This window comes from Streptomyces sp. 11-1-2 (assembly GCF_003595545.1).
Taxonomy (GTDB): Bacteria; Actinomycetota; Actinomycetes; order Streptomycetales; family Streptomycetaceae; genus Streptomyces; species Streptomyces hygroscopicus_B.
This window is the reverse complement of the sequence record NZ_CP022545.1, coordinates 1,385,445-1,403,981: the sequence shown is the minus strand read 5'-3', so window position 1 is coordinate 1,403,981 and position 18,537 is coordinate 1,385,445. Positions and strand designations below refer to the sequence as shown.

Genomic DNA, 18,537 nt, shown 5'->3' with positions numbered 1-18,537 from the left:
AGCTCAGTGCCATCATGGACACTCATGGACGTGCCAGTGAAATAGCGATACGTGATACATTCATGCCGGGCGCGGATGGCTGGAGAGCGAGCGTTGGACGTCAGACAACTCAAGGCACTCGTCACGGTCGCCGAGGTCGGCAGCGTCACCCGGGCCGCGGAGTTGCTCCATCTGGTCCAGCCCGCGGTCACCCGGCAGATCCGCACCCTGGAGCAGGAGCTGGGCGTCCCCCTCTTCGAGCGGACCCGGCAGGGCATGCGGCCCACCGAGGCCGGCGCGATCATGGCCGACCGCGCTCGCCGCGCCCACGAGCTGGAGCGCGCCCGTGCCGAGGTCCAGCCGACCCCGGGCGTGGTGACCGGCATCGTCACCGTGGGCCTGCTGGAGAGCACCACCGATCTGCTGGCGGAGCCGCTGGTGTCCGCGCTCGCCCGGGACCACCCCGGAATCGAGCTGCGCCTGATGACGGCGTACTCCGGGCACCTCCAGCAATGGCTGGACGACGGCGACCTGGACCTCACGCTGCTCTACAACCTGGCGGGCACACCGTCGCTGAACCTCCGCCCCCTGGTGCGCGAGCGGCTGTGGGCGGTCGCGCCGCCGTCCGAGGGGCTGCGTGGCGATCAGCCCGTCCCCTTCGTGCGGGCCGCCGAGCATCCGCTGGTCATGCCCGCGGCCGGGCACGCCCTGCGCAGCCTGATCGACGGGGCCGCCGGACGGGCCGCGGTCGAGATGGACGTCGTCGTGCAGACCAACTCCATGCGGGTGCAGAAGCAACTCGTCCGGGCCGGGCACGGCTGGACGATCCTGCCGGGGCTGGGCATCGCCGAGGACGTGGCCGATGGCACACTCAGCGCGGCACCGCTGTGCGCACCCGACGTATGGCGCTCGATCGTCCTCGGGACGTCGAGAGCCGGGCGGACACCACCCGCGGTGGACGCCGTCGCCCGGGAACTGCTCCACCAGATCACCTCGGCCGTGGACCAGGAGAGGTGGCCCTCCGCCCAGCTGCACACGCGGGCCGCACCCATCGAAGAGACCTGAAGCCCGAAACCCGAAAATCGACCCGTGAAGCCCGAAAGGCCAGAGACACCCATGGCAAGCACCGACGTCCATCAACAGGTCAGCGGCCACGCCCGTGCGCTGGACGGCACCCTCCTCGCCTATCAGCACCACGGCACCGGACGACCCCCGCTGGTGCTCCTGGCGGGCCAGGCCAACAACCACCACTGGTGGGACGGCATACGGGCGGACTTCCACGCCACCCACACCACCCTCACCATGGACTGGCGTGGCACGGGGGAGAGCGAAAAGCCCGACCACCCCTACTCGACGCCGGGCTTCGCCGACGATGTGATCGCCGTCCTCGACCAGTTGGGCATCGAGCGCGCCGATCTGTACGGGACCTCCATGGGAGGGCGGGTCGCCCAGTGGGTCGCCGCCCGCCATCCGCACCGGATCCGGCGGCTCGTCCTCGGCTGCACCTCGCCCGGCGGGCCCCATGCGACGGAGCGCGACATGGCGGTGCGGCGCTCCCTGGCCCAGACCGACGCGCGGGCGGCGAACGAAGCGCTGATCGACCTGATGTACACCCCGGCCTGGCGGTCCGCACACCCCGGGCCCTATACGACCCTCGGCGCCCCCGGCATGCCCCCGCACGCCCGGCGAGGCCACCTGGTGGCCAGCAATCAGCACGACGCCTGGGACGCCCTCCCGCTGATCACCGCGCCCACCCTGATCCTGCACGGCGCGGACGACCGGCTCACCCCGGCGGCCAACGCGCCGCTGCTCGCCTCGCGCATCCCCCAGGCGCGTACGCACATCTTCGAGGGCGCGCGGCACGGCTATTTCCAGGAGTGCCGCCCGGCGGCGGCGACGATCGTGTCGTCGTTCCTGGCGGAGGAGCCCTTCCTGGTCTGACCACCTACTCACGAATGAGGAGGGACAGAAGAACCATGCGACCCACCCCGCCCCCGCTCAGCTCGTACGTCGCGTCCTGGGCCCCGGGACCGGTCACGGCCGAGGACGCCCTGCCCGTCGGCCCCGTCGCGGCCCTGTCGGCCGCCCTCGACGAGTCCGCCGCCCCCGACCCCGACGGGACGTGGCAGCTCCCGCTGCACCCGGATCCGACACTGCTGTTCCGGTTCAGCGCGCTCACCGCCAACGCCCACCGCATCCATACGACACGCCGTACGCGCAAGGGGAGGAGGGCTACCCGGGTACCGTCGTCCACGGTCCGCTGCTGGCCCTGCTCATGCTCGAACTCGTCCGCCGCCACGCCCCGGCGCGGCAGGTGGCCTCGCTGTCCTACCGTCTGCGGCGCCCGCTGTTCGCCGGGGAACACCTCCTGGCGTCCGGCACACCCTCCGGCAGCGGCACCGACCTGCGCATCGCCACCCACCGGGAGGCCCGGCACGCCACGGCGGAGGTGACATTCGCGTGAGGGCGTGCCGGGACCGTACGGCCGGGACGTCGCTCAGGGGGCGTCCGCCGTCTGGAGCGACCCGTTGTGCGTGTCGGCGGTGCGCCGCTCATGGCGTATCGCCGTGGAGACGCCGCGCGGTGCGATCCGGGCGCGCAGGGACACCACCGTCAGCAGGGCCAGTGCCGTGCCGACCAGCGGCACCGTGAAGGCGGCGCTCGCGCCGAAACCGTCCGTCAGCTGTCCGGCTGCCGTCACCGCCGCGGCCTGCCCCAGCGCGACCGAGCCGGTCAGCCAGGTGAACGCCTCGGTCCGGGACGTGGCCGGGACCAGGGCCTCCACCAGGGTGTATCCGGTGATCAGCGCCGGTGCGATGCACAGGCCCGCCAGCAGCCCCAGCCCGCCCAGCGGCAGTGGCGCGGGCACCGCCCACAGCGTTGAGCAGATCAGCGTCAGCGCGGCGTAGGAGGTCAGCAGCCGCCGCCGGGGGGAGGTGCGCCAGGCGATGGCGCCACAGGCCACGCCCGCGAGCATGTTGCCCGCCGCGAAGACGCCGTACAGCACACCGTTGAGGGCCGGTTGGCCGTGTTCCTGGGCGAAGGCGGTCAGGGCGACCTGCATCCCGCCGAAGACCGAGCCGACGCCCAGGAAGGCCACGGCCAGGACCCGCACGCCCGGTACGGACAGGGCCGAGGCGGGCCGCTCCCGGGTGTCCGCCCGCGCCGCGCTCAGCGGCGGCGCGGTACGGCGCTGGGCCGCGAAGAACAGTCCGCCCACCAGCGTCAGCGCCGCCTCCGCGATCAGGCCGGACGCCGGGTGCACACCGGTGCTCAAACCGGTCGCGAGCACGGGGCCGATGACGAACGTCAGCTCGTCCGTCACGGACTCGAACGCGGCCGCGGTCGCCAGCAGCGGCCGGCGTCCCGAACGCGGCTCGGGCCCGCCCGGGGCGCCGTCCCCGAGGGCAGCCGCCCAGCGGGCCCGCACCATGGGCCCGACCTGCGGGACGGAAGCGCCCGTCGGCACCGCGGCGGCGATCAGCGCCCACAGTGGCGCGTGGGCCAGGGCGAGCGCCGTCAGCAGGGCGACGGCCGCCGCGTGGAGCAGCACACCCGGCACCAGGACCGCGCTCTGCCCGTGGCGGTCGGCCAGCTTGCCGCTCTGGGGCGCGAACAGCGCCATGGACACGCCGGTGACGGCCGCGACCGCACCGGCGAGCCCGTACGACCCGGTGGTGTGGCGCAGCAGCAGCACGATGCTGATCGTCAGCATCGCGAACGGCTGCCGGGCGGCGAAGCCGGGCAGCAGGAAGGTCCATGCGCCCGGTGTGCGCAGCAGGTGCCGGTAGCCGGCGCGCTGTGCGGGGGGAGGGGTGGTGCTGGAGACCGCGGATGCCACGGCCGACGCCTTTCCGCCGCCTGGTAGCGCACCCGGGCCGGCATGGCGGAGTGCGCCGAGAGCTGTCCTCTCGCGCTGGACCGGGGTAGATACCGGGTCCGCGCCGATGAGGAGGCAGAGGGACCGTGGCCGCCGAGCGGTCGCGCCAGCTCTGCGTCAGGCAGAGTGGTTCGTTGCTTGCCGCGTCATCCTACAGGGAGGCCGCCACCTCGCCGGTGGCGGCAGGTGTCGTACGAGGTCAGGCGCCGGGCAGGGGGCGGACGGTGAGGATCTGCTGGGCGTGTCCGATCGGACCGCGCAGGTCGTGCAGCACGGTGCTGGTGATGCCCTGGCCGGTGGGACCGAAGGTGACCGTGGTGTCCAGCCCGGCCCAGCCGCCCTCGGGCTGGCGGTGGAGGTGGAGGGTCAGGTCGACGTTGGGGAACATCCAGGCGGTGGGCGGCTGTCGTACGGCGATCCCGTTGGCGGTGTCGACGAGCCCGATGTACGAGGCCAGCGGGGTGCTGGTCTGCCCGGCCACGAGGGTGAGCGGGGTGGAGACCCAGACGGTCGCCCGGCCCGGCCGGGGTGGCGCGAGCGGACGGGAGTCCAGGGAGGCGATGTACCCGCCGGGCCACAGGGAGCCCATCGACCAGGGGGCGAGCTTCTCGGGAGGGGTGAGCCGGTCCCCGGCGCCACCGGCGACGGCCGCGGTGTCCACGGCGGCGAGGAGCCACGCACGGGCCCGGACCACGGGGCGGTCGGCGATGAGCACGACGGCCTCGATGAGTTCGATGGTGCGGCCGGGCCGGACGGTCTCCACCCGGATCTCGCACTCGTCGAGGGCGAGGCGCCCGAGGATGTCGAAGCTGATCCGGCTGAGCAGCAGCCCGGTGTGCGGCCGGGTGGAGAGATGGCGGTCGATGGCGTGGACGATGAGACCGCCGAGCGGGCTGAAGTGCTGTTCGTCGGTGTTCCAGGCGCCACTGACGTGTGCGGTGGGCTTGTAGCGGTGCTCATCGATCGGCTCGTAGTAGCTGTCGGTCGTCAACGGGGACTTCTCCTCGGGCGGGAACATCGTGGTGATCAGGGGGCGTTGACCAGGATGACGTATACAGCCGTGTGGACGCCGCCCCGCGTCGAGTGCGGGCGTCCTCGCGCGGGCCACTGACGAGCGCGATCGGAGGGCACCCGGAGGTAGTTACTCAAGATCCTTGAGTAACTGCTCTTGATCAAGGGTTGCGTAACCCCCTAAGTTGAAAGTAACAACAGGTGGCATGAACCTGTTCAGCCGCAGTACCTCCCGTCGCGCGGTCGCCAACGCCGCACCGGCGGTCTCCCCTGCCCGGGCGGCGTCCGGCGCCGTCGCCGTGCCGGATACCGGCCTCGCGGCTCTCACCGGAGAGTGGATCGTCGATCCGGCCCACAGCCGGATCGGTTTCTCCGTCCGGCACGCCATGGTGAGCACGGTACGTGGCGCCTTCACGGAATTCGAAAGCCGCCTCTACTTCGACGGCCGTGACCCGCGCCGTTCCCGGGCCGAGGTCCTGCTGTCCACCGCCAGTGTCCAGACCGGTGTCGAGCAGCGCGACGACCACTTGATGGGCCGCGACTTCCTGGACGCCAGAACCTACCCCCACATCCGGTTCGTGAGTACCGCCGTGGACGTCGCGGGCCCGGACGTCTACCGCATGATCGGGGACCTCACGATCAGAGACATCACCCGCCCCGTCGTCCTGGAACTCACCTATATCGGGTACGTCACGGACCCCTTCGGCTACCAGCGGGCGGGCTTCGACGGCACCACCACCATCAACCGCTCCGAATGGGGCCTGACCTACAACGCCCGACTGGCCGAGGGCGGCGCGCTGGTGAGCGAGAAGGTCCGCCTCCAGTTCGACATCGCCGCCATCCGCACCGTCCCCGCCGCCTGAGGAGCCCCGGACCCGGAAAGGGCGCTCTCCGTCTGCCGTCTGCGGAGGAGGGTGCTGAGGGGGGCGGGCGGCGTCGGAAGGGGACCGGCGCCGTCACATCGGCTTCGCGAGCGCGGTGGTGAGGTCCAGGTTGTCCTCGACCCACAGGCGCAGGCTCCTGAGCGGGACGGACGCGCTGTGGCCCAGGGGAGAGAGCTCGTACTCCACGTGGAGCGGGACGGCGGGGTAGACCGTCCGCTCGATGAGACCGGCGTCTTCGAGGCGGCGCAGCGTCTGGGTGAGCACCTTGGGGCTGATCCCCTGAAGGCGGCGCTGCAGTGCGCCGAACCGGAGAGGGCCGTCCTCCAGAGCCCCGATGGCAAGCGCCGACCACTTGTTCGCGAGCAGATCGAGCATGGCACGGCACGGGCATTGGGCCTCGTACACATCATGATGGTCGTGCTGGCCTGTGTGGCATCGCGTGCTCATGGAGGACCTTCCGGGCGCTGTTACTACCCAAAAGGTAGCAGTGTCCCTTGTGGGTAACCAGGCCCCTGCGGTTAGCGTGCGAGCGCGCCCGGAAGAGCGGGCGTGACGAGAACGATGAGCTCAGGAGGCACACGTGGCCAGGTCCATGATGCGTGCGGTGGTGCAGGACGCGCTCGGCGGCCCGGAGGTGCTGCGGGTCGCGGAGGTCCCGCGGCCGGAGCCGCTGCCCACCGAGGTGCTGGTGCGAGTGCACGCCGCCGGTATCAACCCGGTCGACTGGAAGACCCGTCAGGGCGGCGGTATGGCGGGTGTGCTCGGCGAGCCGCCGTTCACCCTGGGCTGGGATGTCTCCGGTGTGGTCGAGGAAGTCGGATTCGGGGTGACCACGCTGGCTCCCGGCGACGAGGTGTACGGCATGCCTTGGTTCCCCCGTCAGGCCGGTGGCTACGCCGAGTTCGTCACGGCTCCGGCCCGCCAGTTCGCCCGTAAGCCGGCCACCTTGAGCCATGAGGAGGCGGCCGCCGTGCCGCTGGCGGCGCTGACGGCCTGGCAGATCGTGGTGGACACCGCGCATGTGACGGCCGGGCAGCGGGTTCTGGTGCACGCCGCCGCCGGTGGCGTCGGGCACTTCGCCGTCCAGTTCGCACGGCACCTGGGGGCGCGGGTGGTGGGGACCGCCCGGGAGAGCCGGCACGCATGGCTCGGCCGGCTCGGGGCGGCGGAGCTGGTCGACTACACCGCGCAGCGCTTCGAGGACACGGTCGAGGACGTCGATGTGGTGATCGACCTCCTGGGCGAGGAGCACGACGCCACCAGCACCCGTTCCCTGAAGGTGCTCAGGAAGGGCGGACTGCTGGTGGCCGTCCCCAGTGGCGTCAGCCCCGAGGTGCAGCAGGCCGCCGACGCCCGTGGGATGCGCACCAGCGCCTTCCTCGTCGAGCCGGACGGTGCCGCCCTCGCCACGATCGCCGCACTCATCGACAAGGGCGAGGTCGCGGTCGAGGTCGAGGAGGTCTTCCCGCTGGAGGAGGCCGCTCGCGCCCACCGCCAGGGGGAGGACGGCCACACCCGCGGCAAGCTGGTCCTCCGCGTCGGCGCCTGACCCGCTGCGTGCCGACGGCGGACGCCCGAGGCCCTCTCGCACCACCCATCACATCAGCTCGAAGGAGACGCGCATGTTCTACGAGATCCGCCGCTACCAGATCAGGCCCGGCCACCGGGAGGAATGGGTCAGCTTCTTCGAAGAGGTGATCGTCCCCTTCCAGGAGTCGAAGGGGATGAACGTCATCGCCTCGTTCATCGACGAGGAGGATCCCGACGGCTACGTGTGGATGCGGCGCTTCGCCGACGAGGCGGAGCGGGAGCGGCTGTACGCGGCGGTCTACCAGAGCGAGCGGTGGCAGCAGGAGATCGGCCCCCGGGTCGAGGAACTGATGTTCCGAGAGAAGATCCAGGTCACCCGTGCCGTGCCCACGTCGGCTTCCGGACTTCGCTGACCGCGTCGGCCGCACCGATGAGCGCATCATGACGGCCACGGCCACGGCTGTCCGCCGGTGACGCTCGACGGTCCCGTCCCGCCCGGAACCACACGGTTCCGGGCGGGCGCGCCGGGGTCACCCGGAGACGGTCCGGGCGGGGACGGGGGTGGCGGCTTCGGCGTCGCCCTGGCCGCTGCCGCGGCGCAGGAAGTACACGCCGACGGTGGCGAGCAGCGAGGCCGCGGAGAGCGCGTAGAGGCCGCCGTTGGTGCTGCCCGTCGTCTCCTCCAGGTAGCCGAAGAGGGTCGGGGAGACGAACCCCCCGAGGTTGCCGAGGGAGTTGACGACGGCGAGCCCCGCGGCCGTGACCCTGAGGTCGAGCGTGGACTGGGCCAGCGGCCAGAAGAGGTTGGCGGCGCATTTGCTGCCGATGGCGGCCAGGGTGACGGCCGCGAGGCCGAACCACGGGGAGCCGAGAGTGGCGAGGAAGGTGCCGATGGCGGACAGCACCAGGACGACGGCGAGGTAGGGCCGCCGGTCCGGCATGCGGTCGGTGTAGCGGCTCATCGTGTACATCGCGATCACCGCGCAGATCCACGGGATGGCCGTGAGCAGCCCGATCTGGAAGGACGAGAGCCCGCCGATGTCGTCGACCAGGCTCGGCAGCCAGAACGTGATCGCGTATCCGGTCAGCGCCATGGCGAAGAACACGCCGGTCAGCAGCGCCACCTGGGGGTGGACCACCAGGCGCAGCCGGGACACCTGCGGCTCGCGGCTGCGCGCCTCGCGGTCCCGGCCGACCGCCGCGCCGAGGGCGGCCTTCTCCTCGCCGGTCAGCCAGCGGGCGTCCTGGATCCGTGAGACGAGGAAGAAGGCGGCGACGATGCCCACGATGATCGAGATGGCGCCTTCCAGCGCGAACATCCAGCGCCAGCCGGCGAATCCGCCCAGGCCGTGCATTTCCAGCAGTGCGCCGCTGATGGGGCCGGTGACGATGTAGGCGGTCGCGGAGCCACCGAGGAAGAGGGCGCTGGCCCGGCCGCGGGCGGAGTCCGGCAGCCAGGTGGTGAGGTAGTACATGACACCGGGGAAGAACCCCGCCTCCGCGATGCCCAGCAGGAACCGCAGCACGTAGAAGGAGGTGGCCCCGGACATGAAGCACATGGCGAGGGTCACCGCGCCCCAGCTGATCATGATCCGGGTGAGCCAGACGCGGGCGCCGAAGCGCTCCATCAGCATGTTGCTGGGGACTTCGAGCAGGGCGTAGCCGATGAAGAACAGACCGGCGCCGAGTCCGTAGGCGGCGCTTCCGATGCCGATGTCGGCCTTGAGGTCGTCCTGGACGAAGCCGACGTTGGTGCGGTCCATCTGGTTGACCACCAGCATGAGGACCAAGATGGGCATCACACGCCGCAGAAACTTGGTCACGGCCCGTTCGACGAGCTCCGAGGAGGCGGCCGGATCAGGGTCGGGGGCGGGTGGATTCACCATGCCGGCTCTCCTCGCATCGTTCATAAACTTGAACACTCATGAAGTGTGTGCAGACTTTACGATCACCCGTTCCTGCCGGTCAATGACTCCGGAAGCAACAATTCCGTGGGACTGCACATGAGTTATGGCTGGTGGTTTGCCTTCTCCTGACCCGGGCAAGCCCCTTGGTAGGGTTCACACACCTACCATCTGTTCAACCATATGAATGGACGTCGATGTTTGACGGAGCACCCCTGCGCATCACGGATGTCACCATCACCCCCGTCGCCTTCCGCGACCCGGCCCTGCTCAACTCCGTCGGCGTCCACGAGCCCTTCGCGCTCCGCTCGATCGTGCAGATCCACACCGACGCGGGTCTGACCGGGCTCGGCGAGACCTACGCGGACGAGCTCCACCTGGAGCGCCTCGCGGCCGTCCGGCACGAGATCGTCGGGCTCGACGCCTTCGCCACCGAGGAGCTGCACCAGCGCGTCCAGCGGGTCATCGAGCGGGTGGGCGGCGCCGGTGGCTCCGGGCTCACCGGCATGATCACCACCAGCAGCACCGTCGACCGGGTCGCCTCCCCGTTCGAGGTGGCACTCCTGGACATCCAGGGCAAGGCCGTCGGGCGCCCGGTGTGCGACCTGCTCGGCGGCGCCGTGCGGTCCGCGGTCCCGTTCAGCGCCTACCTCTTCTACAAGTGGGCCGCCCACCCCGGCCAGGAGCCGGACTCCTGGGGCGAGGCCCTCGACCCCGACGCCATCGTGGCGCAGGCCCGGCAGATGGTGGACGACTACGGCTTCACCGCGATCAAGCTGAAGGGCGGCGTCAGGCCCCCGGAGGAGGAGATCGAGGCGATACGGGCGCTGCGCCGCGCCTTCCCCGACCATCCGCTGCGCCTGGACCCCAATGCCGTCTGGACGACACAGACGTCGGTGAAGGTCGGGCGCGCGCTCGACGGCGTGCTGGAGTACCTGGAGGATCCCACCCCCGGGATCGACGGCATGGCCGCGGTCGCCCGCGAGGTCCCCATGCCACTGGCCACCAACATGTGCGTGGTCGCCTTCGACGAGCTGGCCCCCGCGGTGGCCGCCGACGCCGTCCAGGTCGTCCTCTCCGACCACCACTACTGGGGCGGCCTGCGCCGTTCCAAGCTGCTCTCCGGTATCTGCGACACCTTCGGCATGGGCCTGTCCATGCACTCGAACTCGCATCTGGGGATTAGTCTGGCCGCGATGACCCACCTGGCCGCGGCCACCCCGAACCTCACCTACGCCTGCGACACCCACTGGCCCTGGAAGACCGAGGACGTGATCGTGGACGGCGCGCTGACGTTCACCGACGGCTCGGTGCCCGTGCCGACCGCCCCCGGCCTCGGTGTGGAACTGGACCCCGACGCCCTGGCGCGGCTGCACGAGCAGTACGTCCACTGCGGACAGCGCAACCGCGATGACACCGGGTACATGCGGCGCTTCGACCCGTCCTTCCAGGCCGACCTCGCCCGCTGGTAGGCGCCCGCTGGTAGCCCGCCGCCACCCCTGCTCACCTGCCCGAATACCTCGATTGAAGGAGGCGGGCCTCGGCCACCTGGTGTACCCGGATTTCGGCTAAGCGTACGAAGCTGCAGGCCAGGACGTTTTCTTAGCCTCTGAGGGACGGAAAAAGACGCCGAAACCCTCGGAAGTGCTGAGACTTGTCTTCTGCTCCTCGCGTACGTACCGCCCCTGATCGGACCGATCGCCGCCGCCGGCGCATGCTGAGCGCGGCGATCGCGGCCGGCCTCGCCGTCGGCGCGCTGACCGCACCCGCGGCAGGCGCCGTGGGCCACCACGCACGGCACGGCTCCGGGACGGCCGCCCCCAAGGCCGACACCGGCTCGCCGGTGCGGGTGAACCAGGTCGGCTATCTGACCCACGGCCCCAAGAAGGGCACCGTCGTCACGACTGCCACCAAGCCGCTGACCTGGACGCTCCGGGCCGCCGACGGCACCAAGCGGGCGAGCGGGACCACCCACCCCGCGGGCGTCGACCCGAGCTCCCGGCAGAACGTCCAGACCTTCGACTTCGGCAAGGTCACCGACGCGGGCGAGGGGTACACCGTCACCATCGGCGGGAAGAAGAGCGAGCCGTTCACCATCGGTGACCACCTCTACCGCTCGCTGCGCAGCGACGCGCTGGCGTACTTCTACCACAACCGCAGCGGCATCAAGATCGACGCGGACCTCGTGGGCCCGAAGTACGCCCGTCCCGCGGGCCATGACAAGGCGGCCCCGCACCGGGGCGACACCGACGTCCCGTGCCAGAAGGGCGTGTGCGACTACCGCCGGAATGTCTCCGGTGGCTGGTATGACGCCGGTGACCAGGGCAAATACGTCGTCAACGGCGGTATCTCGGTGGCCCAGCTGATGTCCGCGTACGAGCGCACCCACACCACCAAGGGCGTCGACCCCGCGCCGCTCGGCGACGGCCGGCTCCGGGTGCCCGAGCGCGGCAACGGCGTCCCGGACATCCTGGACGAGGCCCGCTGGGAGATGGAATTCCTCCTGCGCATGCAGGTGCCCCAGGGCAAGCCGCTCGCCGGGATGGCGTTCCACAAGGTGCACGACAAGCAGTGGACCGGGTTCCCGACCCGGCCCGACCAGGACAAGCAGCAGCGTGAGCTGCACAAGCCGTCCACCGCGGCCACGCTCAACCTGGCCGCCTCCGCCGCGCAGAGCGCCCGCGTCTTCAAGTCCTACGACCCGGAGTTCGCCGCCCGCTGCCTGCACGCGGCCCGGACCGCGTGGGACGCGGCCAAGGCACATCCGAAGATCTTCGCCAGCGACAAGGACTCCACGGGCGGCGGCGCCTACGGCGACCGGTACGTGGGCGACGAGTTCTACTGGGCCGCGGCCGAGCTGTTCCTGAGCACCGGCGATCACGCCTATGCCAAGGCGGTGCTCGACTCGCCGCTGCACCACGACGTCGACGCCCTCTTCCCGCGCGGTGGCGGCATGTCGTGGGCCTCGACCGCGGGCCTCGGCGCGCTCGACCTGGCCACCGTCCCCAACAAGCTCACCGCGAAGCAGCGCGCCGAGGTGCGCACGATGGTGACGAAGGCCGCCGACCGCTACGCCGCGGACTCCGCGAAGTCGGCCTACGGGGTTCCGTACGCGCCGAAGGACGGCAAGTACGAGTGGGGCTCCAACAGTCAGGTGCTGAACAACATGATCGTGCTCGCCACCGCGCACGACCTGACGGGCAAGCCCCGCTACCTCGACGCGGTGCTCCGTGGCATGGACTACGTGCTGGGCGGAAATCCGCTCAACCAGTCCTATGTCACCGGCTACGGCGAGCGGAACTCGCACAACCAGCACCACCGCTTCTGGGCGCACCAGCGTGACCACAAGCTGCCGCATCCGGCGCCCGGTTCGCTGGCCGGTGGCCCGAACTCCGGGCTGCAGGACGAGGTCGCCAAGAAGAAGCTGAAGGGCTGCGCCCCGGCGATGTGCTACACCGACAGCCTGATGGCGTACTCCACCAACGAGATCACCATCAACTGGAACGCTCCGCTGGCCTGGATCGCCTGGTATGTCGATGGCCTGGGCGACGGTGCGACGGGCAAGCCCGTGGGCTGACCCGGCCCGCGCCCGGCCCCTCCGGCGGCGCGGCACCTCCCGAGCGGGGGTGTCGCGCCGCTTGGCGTATGCGGGAGTGGTCAGCAGGTGGCGTTCGTCTGGGTGAGCAGTCCCAGCCGCCAGGGGAGTTGCGAGTTGCTGTCGTGCTGGGTGCGTACGGCGCGTGCGTTCGATATGTCGAATGCTGCCCGGTCTTTCGGACGCCCTGGGTGATAGAGGACTCACCCGGGGCGTCAATACCTCTCGTGCCACCAGGGAAAGCGCACGGCCAGGACGCCCCGTCGAGGGGTGTCCTGGCCGTTGTCGCGCGCTGGAGCGAAGACCTAGTCGGCGCCGAACTCCATCGCGGCGCGGTCGAGCAGCGTGTCCTGCCCGGACACAGGTCCGTCCGAGGCGATCGCCTCGGAGGCGCCCTGTGGCATCGCGCCGATCAGCCCGGTCGAGGCCGCCTGCGCGGCGCCGATCAGCGCCGGATGCGCGTTGCCGACCATGCCAAGACCGGCGTACTGCTCCAGCTTGGCGCGCGAGTCGGCGATGTCGAGATTGCGCATGGTCAGCTGGCCGATCCGGTCCACCGGCCCGAAGGCCGAGTCCTCGGTCCGCTCCATGGAGAGCTTGTCCGGGTGGTAGCTGAACGCCGGTCCGGAGGTGTCCAGGATGGAGTAGTCCTCGCCGCGCCGCAGCCGCAGGGTCACCTCGCCGGTGATCGCCGCACCGACCCAGCGCTGCAGCGACTCGCGCACCATCAGCGCCTGCGGGTCCAGCCAGCGGCCCTCGTACATCAGCCGGCCGAGCCGCCGTCCCTCGCTGTGGTAGGTGGTGACGGTGTCCTCGTTGTGGATCGCGTTGACCAGCCGCTCGTACGCCGCGTGCAGCAGCGCCATACCCGGTGCCTCGTAGATGCCCCGGCTCTTGGCCTCGATGACGCGGTTCTCGATCTGGTCGGACATGCCCATGCCGTGCCGGCCGCCGACGGCGTTGGCCTCCAGCACCAGATCGACGGCGGAGGCGAACTCCTTGCCGTTGATCGTCACGGGGCGGCCCTGCTCGAAGCCGATCGTGACGTCCTCGGCCGCTATCTCGACCGCCGGGTCCCAGAACCGTACGCCCATGATCGGCTCGACGAGCTCGATGCCCGTGTCGAGGTGCTCGAGCGACTTGGCCTCGTGGGTCGCGCCCCAGATGTTGGCGTCGGTGGAGTAGGCCTTCTCGGTGCTGTCCCGGTAGGGCAGGTCATGGGCGACCAGCCACTCCGACATCTCCTTGCGGCCGCCGAGCTCGCTGACGAAGTCGGCGTCCAGCCACGGCTTGTAGATCCGCAGGGAGGGGTTGGCCAGCAGGCCGTAGCGGTAGAACCGCTCGATGTCGTTGCCCTTGAAGGTGGAGCCGTCGCCCCAGATCTGCACATTGTCCTCGAGCATGGCGCGCACCAGCAGAGTGCCGGTGACCGCCCGCCCGAGCGGGGTGGTGTTGAAGTAGCTGCGGCCGCCGGAGCGGATGTGGAACGCCCCGCAGGCAAGGGCCGCGAGCCCCTCCTCCACCAGGGCCGCCCGGCAGTCGACCAGCCGGGCGACCTCCGCGCCGTACGTCGTGGCGCGCCCGGGGACCGAGGCGATGTCGGGCTCGTCGTACTGGCCGATGTCGGCGGTATAGGTGCAGGGCACCGCGCCCTTGTCGCGCATCCACGCGACCGCTACCGAGGTGTCGAGGCCGCCGGAGAAGGCGATCCCGACGCGTTCGCCGACAGGGAGGGAGGTGAGAACTTTGGACACAGCAGGAGTATGCAGTCTTATGCATGATCATGCAAGCGCCCCTGGTAATGCTCGTGATCCAGCGCCGCGTCTCGCGCTTCGCCGGGCCGGGAACCGGGGCGTCCGAGTGGCTCCGGGCGGCTTCGGGCGGCGAAGCGCGGGGGCGAGGGTCACGAGGTCAGGTACGCCTCCACCTCACTGAGCTGGGCCGCCGGCCAGCCCGTGTTGCCGGTGACATTGAGCTTCAGGTAGCGCACCTGCGTGGTGCCGGGCAGGTCGACGGTGACCTTGTTGCCGGTCGCCGGGTCGAAGCGGTAGCCCTGCGAGCCCACCACCGTCGAGTACGCGGAGCCATCGGCGCCGCCCAGCACGGACAGGGTCTGGGTACGGGCACCCCACGCCGAGGAGGGCGGCAGCTTCAGCACCAGCCGGCGGACGGCCTGGCTGGAGCCCAGGTCCACGGTCAGGGCCTGCGGAAAGGCGTTGTTGGCCGACTCCCAGTAGGTCCCGGCGTCGCCGTCGACCACCTTGCCGGGGGTGTAGACGTCCTGGGAGCCGGTCGCGGTGGCCGGGCGGCCCTTGGCGAGGTTGCGGCCCGGGTCGGGGTCCGGGTTGCCCTGGCCGGGCTGGGGCCAGGTGGAGCAGTCCGACCAGGTGCTGCTCCAGCCGGAGTTGCCGCCGCCGTCGGCCACCTCGAAGGTGCCCGAACCGGCCGGGAACGGGCAGTTGTAGACGCCCGCCACGCCGACGCTGGAGGCGGTGACATTGCTGAACTTCGCCGCTCCCTGCGCCTCGGCCTGGACGACGACCGTTCCGGGGTTGGTCACGGTCGCGCCGGTCACATTGACGTTCTTGACCGCGTAGCCCCGGCCGCCGCCGGAGACGAACTCGAAGGCGCTGTACGGGCTGTCCGTGATGGTCGTGTTGGTGATGTTGACGGTGGCGTCGATCGCGCTGTCGTAGGAGTCGACGCGCAGGGCGCCCATCGGGTGGTTCCAGTTGGGGTTCATGGCGCCCGCGCGCACGAGCGTGTTGCCGTCGACCGTGATGGTGCCGGCCAGCGGGTGGAACGGGTCCAGGAACTTCTGGTTGGAGATGGCGATGCCGCTGCCCAGCGCGTTGGTGTCGGAGATCAGGTTGTTCTTGACCGTGATGTCCCTGCCGCCGTAGATCGCGATGCCATTGGCGAGGTTCGGCTGCGAGATGGTGTTGTTCTCGAAGCTGCTGCTCACGTCCGGGGAGTTCAGCGACCACATGGCGAGCGAGTCGTCGCCCTGGTTGCGCAGGAAGTTATTCCGGACCCTCACCTCCTTGGCGCTGCCGTTGAGGTTGAGGCCGTCGGCGGTGGTGTCCAGGATGCGGTTGTTCTCGATCACGAGGTTGTCGTTGTTGCCGGTCAGCCAGAGACCGACCTTCAGATGCTGGATCCACATGCCCGACACACTGGAGCCCGGGCCGAGCGAGCCGTTGACGAAGTTGTCCGGGTTGAAGTCGACGCGCTCGGTGACCTCGCCGATGACCGCGAAGTCCTTGATGTGGACGTTGCCGGAGGAACTGGTCTGGTCGATGAACCGCGAGCTGTGCACGACGGAGTGCCAGCCGCCGGCGCCCTGCAGGGTGACGTTCTGGACACCGCTCAGGGAGGAGGTCAGCTTGTAGTCACCCGGCGGGATCCAGACCACGCCGCCCTGGGCGGCGGCGATGGCGTCCCGGAACGCCTGGGTGGAGTCGCCCTGCCCGCTGGGGTCGGCGCCCTTGGAGGTGACCGAGACCGATCCGGCGGGCTGGCTCGCCGCCGCCGCGACCTGCTCGAAATCGGCCACATCGACGGTGACCTGGGCATTCGTCGCTGCCTCGAAGGCGATCTTGTCACCGGCCTGGACGTTCTGGCCGAGCAGCAGCCGGGCGTTGTCGTAGAAGTGGTGGGTCTTCGAGCCCATGATCCAGCCGGTGTCCACATACGAGTACTTGGACGTGACCGTGAGGGTCTTGGCCAGCTTGGTGCCGTTGACATAGACGTTGAGCGCGCCCGACTGGCCGTCGGGCACGCTGTAGGAGACGTTCACCGCGTTGGCGGCGCGCGGTGCGGTGAACTCGACACGCTGGCCGGTGGCGAGGCGGACGGCCTGGCGACCGGACGCCTCGGAGGCGAGGGTGCCCTGGGTGAAGTCGGGGCCGATCTTCGTACCCGTGGTGGTGGCCGACTCGGCCTCGACCGAGGTGAAGGGCAGGGCGGCGCCCGCCGCCGCGTGTGCGGCCGTGGGGGTCAGGGTGACGAGCATGCCGGCCGCCAGGGCGACGGCCACGCCGATCGCCGACAAGCGCCTGGCGGATGCCGATGCGATGCTGCTGCTGTGCATGTGCTGATCCCTTCGTGGTGGGGGTGGGGATAGCGCGGTGCGGTGGGGGTGGTTCAGGCGAGCAGCCAGGCCGCCGTGTCCTGCGGAAGGCGGCCCTGGTCGTCCAGCGGGCCGCTGCTGAGCAGCAGCCGGGAGGTGCCGTGCAGCTCGGCGGGGGTGTCCGCGAGGTTGACCATGCAGATCAGGCCGTTGTCACGGGCGAAGGCCAGGACACCGTCGGCCGAGGGGAGCCAGGTCAGCGGCCCGTCGCCGAAACCGGGGGTGGCGCGGCGGATGCGGATCGCCTCGCGGTAGAGGGCGAGCATCGACCCCGGGTCCGCCTCCTGCGCATCGGCCGCGTACGCCGGCCAGTGCGCGGGCTGCGGCAGCCACGGCTCCTGGTGCGAGCCGAAACCGGCGTACGGCGCCTTGGACCCCCACGGCAGCGGCACCCGGCAGCCGTCGCGGCCCGGGTCGATGCCGCCGGAGCGGAAGTGCATCGGGTCCTGGATGCGGTCGCGGGGGATGTCGGCCTCGGGCAGGCCCAGTTCCTCCCCCTGGTAGACGTAGACGGCGCCGGGCAGGGCCAGCGACAGCAGGGCGGCGGCCCGCGCCCGCCGGGTGCCGAGGGCGAGGTCGGTGGGGGTGCCGAAGACCTTGGTGGCGAAGTCGAAACCGGTGTCCTCGCGCCCGTAGCGGGTGACCGTGCGGGTCACATCGTGGTTGCACAGCACCCACGTGGCGGGCGCGCCCACCGGAGCGTGTTCGGCGAGCGTCTCGTCGATCGACGCCCGCAGCCGCCGGGGCTCCCAGGGGCACGCCAGAAAGGAGAAGTTGAAGGCGGTGTGCAGCTCGTCCGGGCGCAGATAGCGGGCGAAGCGCTCGCTGTCGGGCAGCCACACCTCACCGACGAACACACCTCCGTGCTCATCGGCCACCCCGCGCCAGGAGCGGTAGATGTCATGGAGTTCGTCGCGGTCGACGTACGGATGCGGATCGCGGCCCTCGACGAAGTCGGGCAGCCGGGGATCCTTGGCCAGGAGGGCGGCCGAGTCGATGCGGACGCCCGCGACGCCCCGCTCGAACCAGAAGCGCAGGATGTCCTCGTGTTCCTGGCGTACGGCAGGGTGCGCCCAGTTGAGGTCCGGCTGCTCGGGGGCGAACAGATGCAGATACCAGTGGCCGTCGGGCAGCCGGGTCCACGCCGGGCCGCCGAACTCCGACTTCCAATCGTTCGGCGGCAGTTCACCGTGGTCGCCGCGGCCCGGGCGGAAGTGGAAGAGCTCGCGCTCGGGGCCGCCGGCGAGGGCGGCACGCCACCAGGGGTGCTGGTCGGAGACGTGGTTCGGCACGATGTCGACGATCGTGCGGATGCCCAGCTCCCGGGCCTCGGCGATGAGCTTCTCCGCCTCGGCCAGGGTGCCGAAGGCCGGGTCGATGGCGCGGTAGTCGGCGACGTCATAGCCGCCGTCCTTCATGGGCGACTGGTACCAGGGGCTGAACCACAGCGCGTCGACGCCGAGTTCGGCGAGGTACGGCAGCCTGGCGCGGACGCCCGCGAGGTCGCCGGTGCCGTCGCCGTCCCCGTCGGCGAAGCTGCGCACATACACCTGGTAGATGACGGCGGAGCGCCACCAGTCGTGGGGCGTCCGGGCAGGGGTGGGCTGGGCCACGGTGGATGC

The 18,537-nt window shown here is 70.7% G+C and carries 15 protein-coding genes; 8 read left to right on the top strand and 7 right to left on the bottom strand.

The features are described from left to right. Positions 1–93 precede the first annotated feature (93 nt). The 3 genes from CGL27_RS05680 (at position 94) to CGL27_RS05670 (ending at position 2,443) form a co-directional block, all read left to right on the top strand. Positions 94–1,044 carry a LysR family transcriptional regulator gene (locus CGL27_RS05680; RefSeq protein WP_119985013.1) on the top strand — a complete coding sequence of 317 codons (951 nt, stop codon included), beginning with the start codon at positions 94–96 and terminating at the stop codon, positions 1,042–1,044. A gap of 51 nt (positions 1,045–1,095) precedes the next feature. Beyond that, positions 1,096–1,920 (top strand): alpha/beta fold hydrolase, encoded by an 825-nt coding sequence (locus CGL27_RS05675; protein ID WP_078638763.1) that lies wholly within the window; start codon positions 1,096–1,098, stop codon positions 1,918–1,920. Between the two features lie 181 nt (positions 1,921–2,101). After that, positions 2,102–2,443 (top strand): hypothetical protein, encoded by a 342-nt coding sequence (locus CGL27_RS05670; protein WP_240450368.1) that lies wholly within the window; start codon positions 2,102–2,104, stop codon positions 2,441–2,443. Between the two features lie 33 nt (positions 2,444–2,476). Here the strand turns inward: CGL27_RS05670 and CGL27_RS05665 are convergent, their stop codons facing one another. Together CGL27_RS05665 and CGL27_RS05660 are read right to left on the bottom strand one after the other, a co-directional pair. Beyond that, positions 2,477–3,820, bottom strand: a complete 1,344-nt coding sequence (locus tag CGL27_RS05665) for an MFS transporter (RefSeq protein WP_205587629.1) — start codon at positions 3,818–3,820, stop codon at positions 2,477–2,479. A 238-nt stretch (positions 3,821–4,058) separates the two neighbouring features. Then, on the bottom strand, positions 4,059–4,877 hold the full coding sequence (locus CGL27_RS05660; RefSeq protein WP_205587628.1) for a thioesterase family protein: 819 nt from the start codon (positions 4,875–4,877) through the stop codon (positions 4,059–4,061). A 199-nt stretch (positions 4,878–5,076) separates the two neighbouring features. On the opposite strand from CGL27_RS05660, the gene CGL27_RS05655 reads away from it, so the two are divergent. After that, the gene (locus tag CGL27_RS05655; protein ID WP_119985011.1) at positions 5,077–5,733 is read left to right on the top strand and encodes a YceI family protein; all 657 of its coding nucleotides are present in this window, start codon (positions 5,077–5,079) and stop codon (positions 5,731–5,733) included. A gap of 93 nt (positions 5,734–5,826) precedes the next feature. Here CGL27_RS05655 and CGL27_RS05650 read toward each other — a convergent pair whose 3' ends face one another. Beyond that, positions 5,827–6,159, bottom strand: coding sequence for a helix-turn-helix domain-containing protein (locus CGL27_RS05650; protein ID WP_240450367.1), 333 nt, complete (start codon positions 6,157–6,159; stop codon positions 5,827–5,829). A 190-nt stretch (positions 6,160–6,349) separates the two neighbouring features. Between CGL27_RS05650 and CGL27_RS05645 the strand changes: the two genes are divergently transcribed. After that, the gene (locus CGL27_RS05645) at positions 6,350–7,303 is read left to right on the top strand and encodes an NADP-dependent oxidoreductase (RefSeq protein WP_119994260.1); all 954 of its coding nucleotides are present in this window, start codon (positions 6,350–6,352) and stop codon (positions 7,301–7,303) included. A 73-nt stretch (positions 7,304–7,376) separates the two neighbouring features. Beyond that, positions 7,377–7,697: an NIPSNAP family protein gene (locus CGL27_RS05640; protein ID WP_119985007.1), complete on the top strand. Its 321-nt coding sequence runs from the start codon at positions 7,377–7,379 to the stop codon at positions 7,695–7,697. Positions 7,698–7,814: 117 nt separating this feature from the next. On the opposite strand, the gene CGL27_RS05635 is transcribed toward CGL27_RS05640, so the two are convergent. Then, a complete protein-coding gene (locus tag CGL27_RS05635; protein WP_119985005.1) occupies positions 7,815–9,170 on the bottom strand; it encodes an MFS transporter in 1,356 nt (451 codons plus the stop codon). Between the two features lie 215 nt (positions 9,171–9,385). On the opposite strand from CGL27_RS05635, the gene CGL27_RS05630 reads away from it, so the two are divergent. Both CGL27_RS05630 and CGL27_RS05625 read left to right on the top strand, forming a co-directional pair. Further along, positions 9,386–10,660, top strand: a complete 1,275-nt coding sequence (locus CGL27_RS05630) for a glucarate dehydratase family protein (RefSeq protein WP_119985003.1) — start codon at positions 9,386–9,388, stop codon at positions 10,658–10,660. A 242-nt stretch (positions 10,661–10,902) separates the two neighbouring features. Continuing rightward, entirely contained in the window at positions 10,903–12,765 is a 1,863-nt protein-coding gene (locus CGL27_RS05625) for a glycoside hydrolase family 9 protein (RefSeq protein ID WP_119985001.1), read from the top strand. 323 nt (positions 12,766–13,088) lie between these two features. On the opposite strand, the gene argG is transcribed toward CGL27_RS05625, so the two are convergent. The 3 genes from argG to CGL27_RS05610 form a co-directional block, all read right to left on the bottom strand. After that, positions 13,089–14,537 (bottom strand): argininosuccinate synthase, encoded by a 1,449-nt coding sequence (gene argG, locus CGL27_RS05620; RefSeq protein WP_119984999.1) that lies wholly within the window; start codon positions 14,535–14,537, stop codon positions 13,089–13,091. 149 nt (positions 14,538–14,686) lie between these two features. Next, a complete protein-coding gene (locus CGL27_RS05615; protein WP_119984997.1) occupies positions 14,687–16,876 on the bottom strand; it encodes a discoidin domain-containing protein in 2,190 nt (729 codons plus the stop codon). Between the two features lie 53 nt (positions 16,877–16,929). Beyond that, entirely contained in the window at positions 16,930–18,528 is a 1,599-nt protein-coding gene (locus tag CGL27_RS05610) for a glycoside hydrolase family 13 protein (RefSeq protein ID WP_119984995.1), read from the bottom strand. Positions 18,529–18,537: the final 9 nt, after the last annotated feature.

Coding starts and splice junctions, on each gene's coding strand:
- CGL27_RS05675 (WP_078638763.1), top strand. CDS start 1,096: ATGGCAAGCACCGACGTCCATCAACAGGTCAGCGGCCACGCCCGTGCG.
- CGL27_RS05635 (WP_119985005.1), bottom strand. CDS start 9,170: ATGGTGAATCCACCCGCCCCCGACCCTGATCCGGCCGCCTCCTCGGAG.
- CGL27_RS05625 (WP_119985001.1), top strand. CDS start 10,903: ATGCTGAGCGCGGCGATCGCGGCCGGCCTCGCCGTCGGCGCGCTGACC.
- CGL27_RS05660 (WP_205587628.1), bottom strand. CDS start 4,877: ATGTTCCCGCCCGAGGAGAAGTCCCCGTTGACGACCGACAGCTACTAC.
- CGL27_RS05615 (WP_119984997.1), bottom strand. CDS start 16,876: ATGCACAGCAGCAGCATCGCATCGGCATCCGCCAGGCGCTTGTCGGCG.
- CGL27_RS05645 (WP_119994260.1), top strand. CDS start 6,350: ATGCGTGCGGTGGTGCAGGACGCGCTCGGCGGCCCGGAGGTGCTGCGG.
- CGL27_RS05640 (WP_119985007.1), top strand. CDS start 7,377: ATGTTCTACGAGATCCGCCGCTACCAGATCAGGCCCGGCCACCGGGAG.
- CGL27_RS05630 (WP_119985003.1), top strand. CDS start 9,386: ATGTTTGACGGAGCACCCCTGCGCATCACGGATGTCACCATCACCCCC.
- CGL27_RS05655 (WP_119985011.1), top strand. CDS start 5,077: ATGAACCTGTTCAGCCGCAGTACCTCCCGTCGCGCGGTCGCCAACGCC.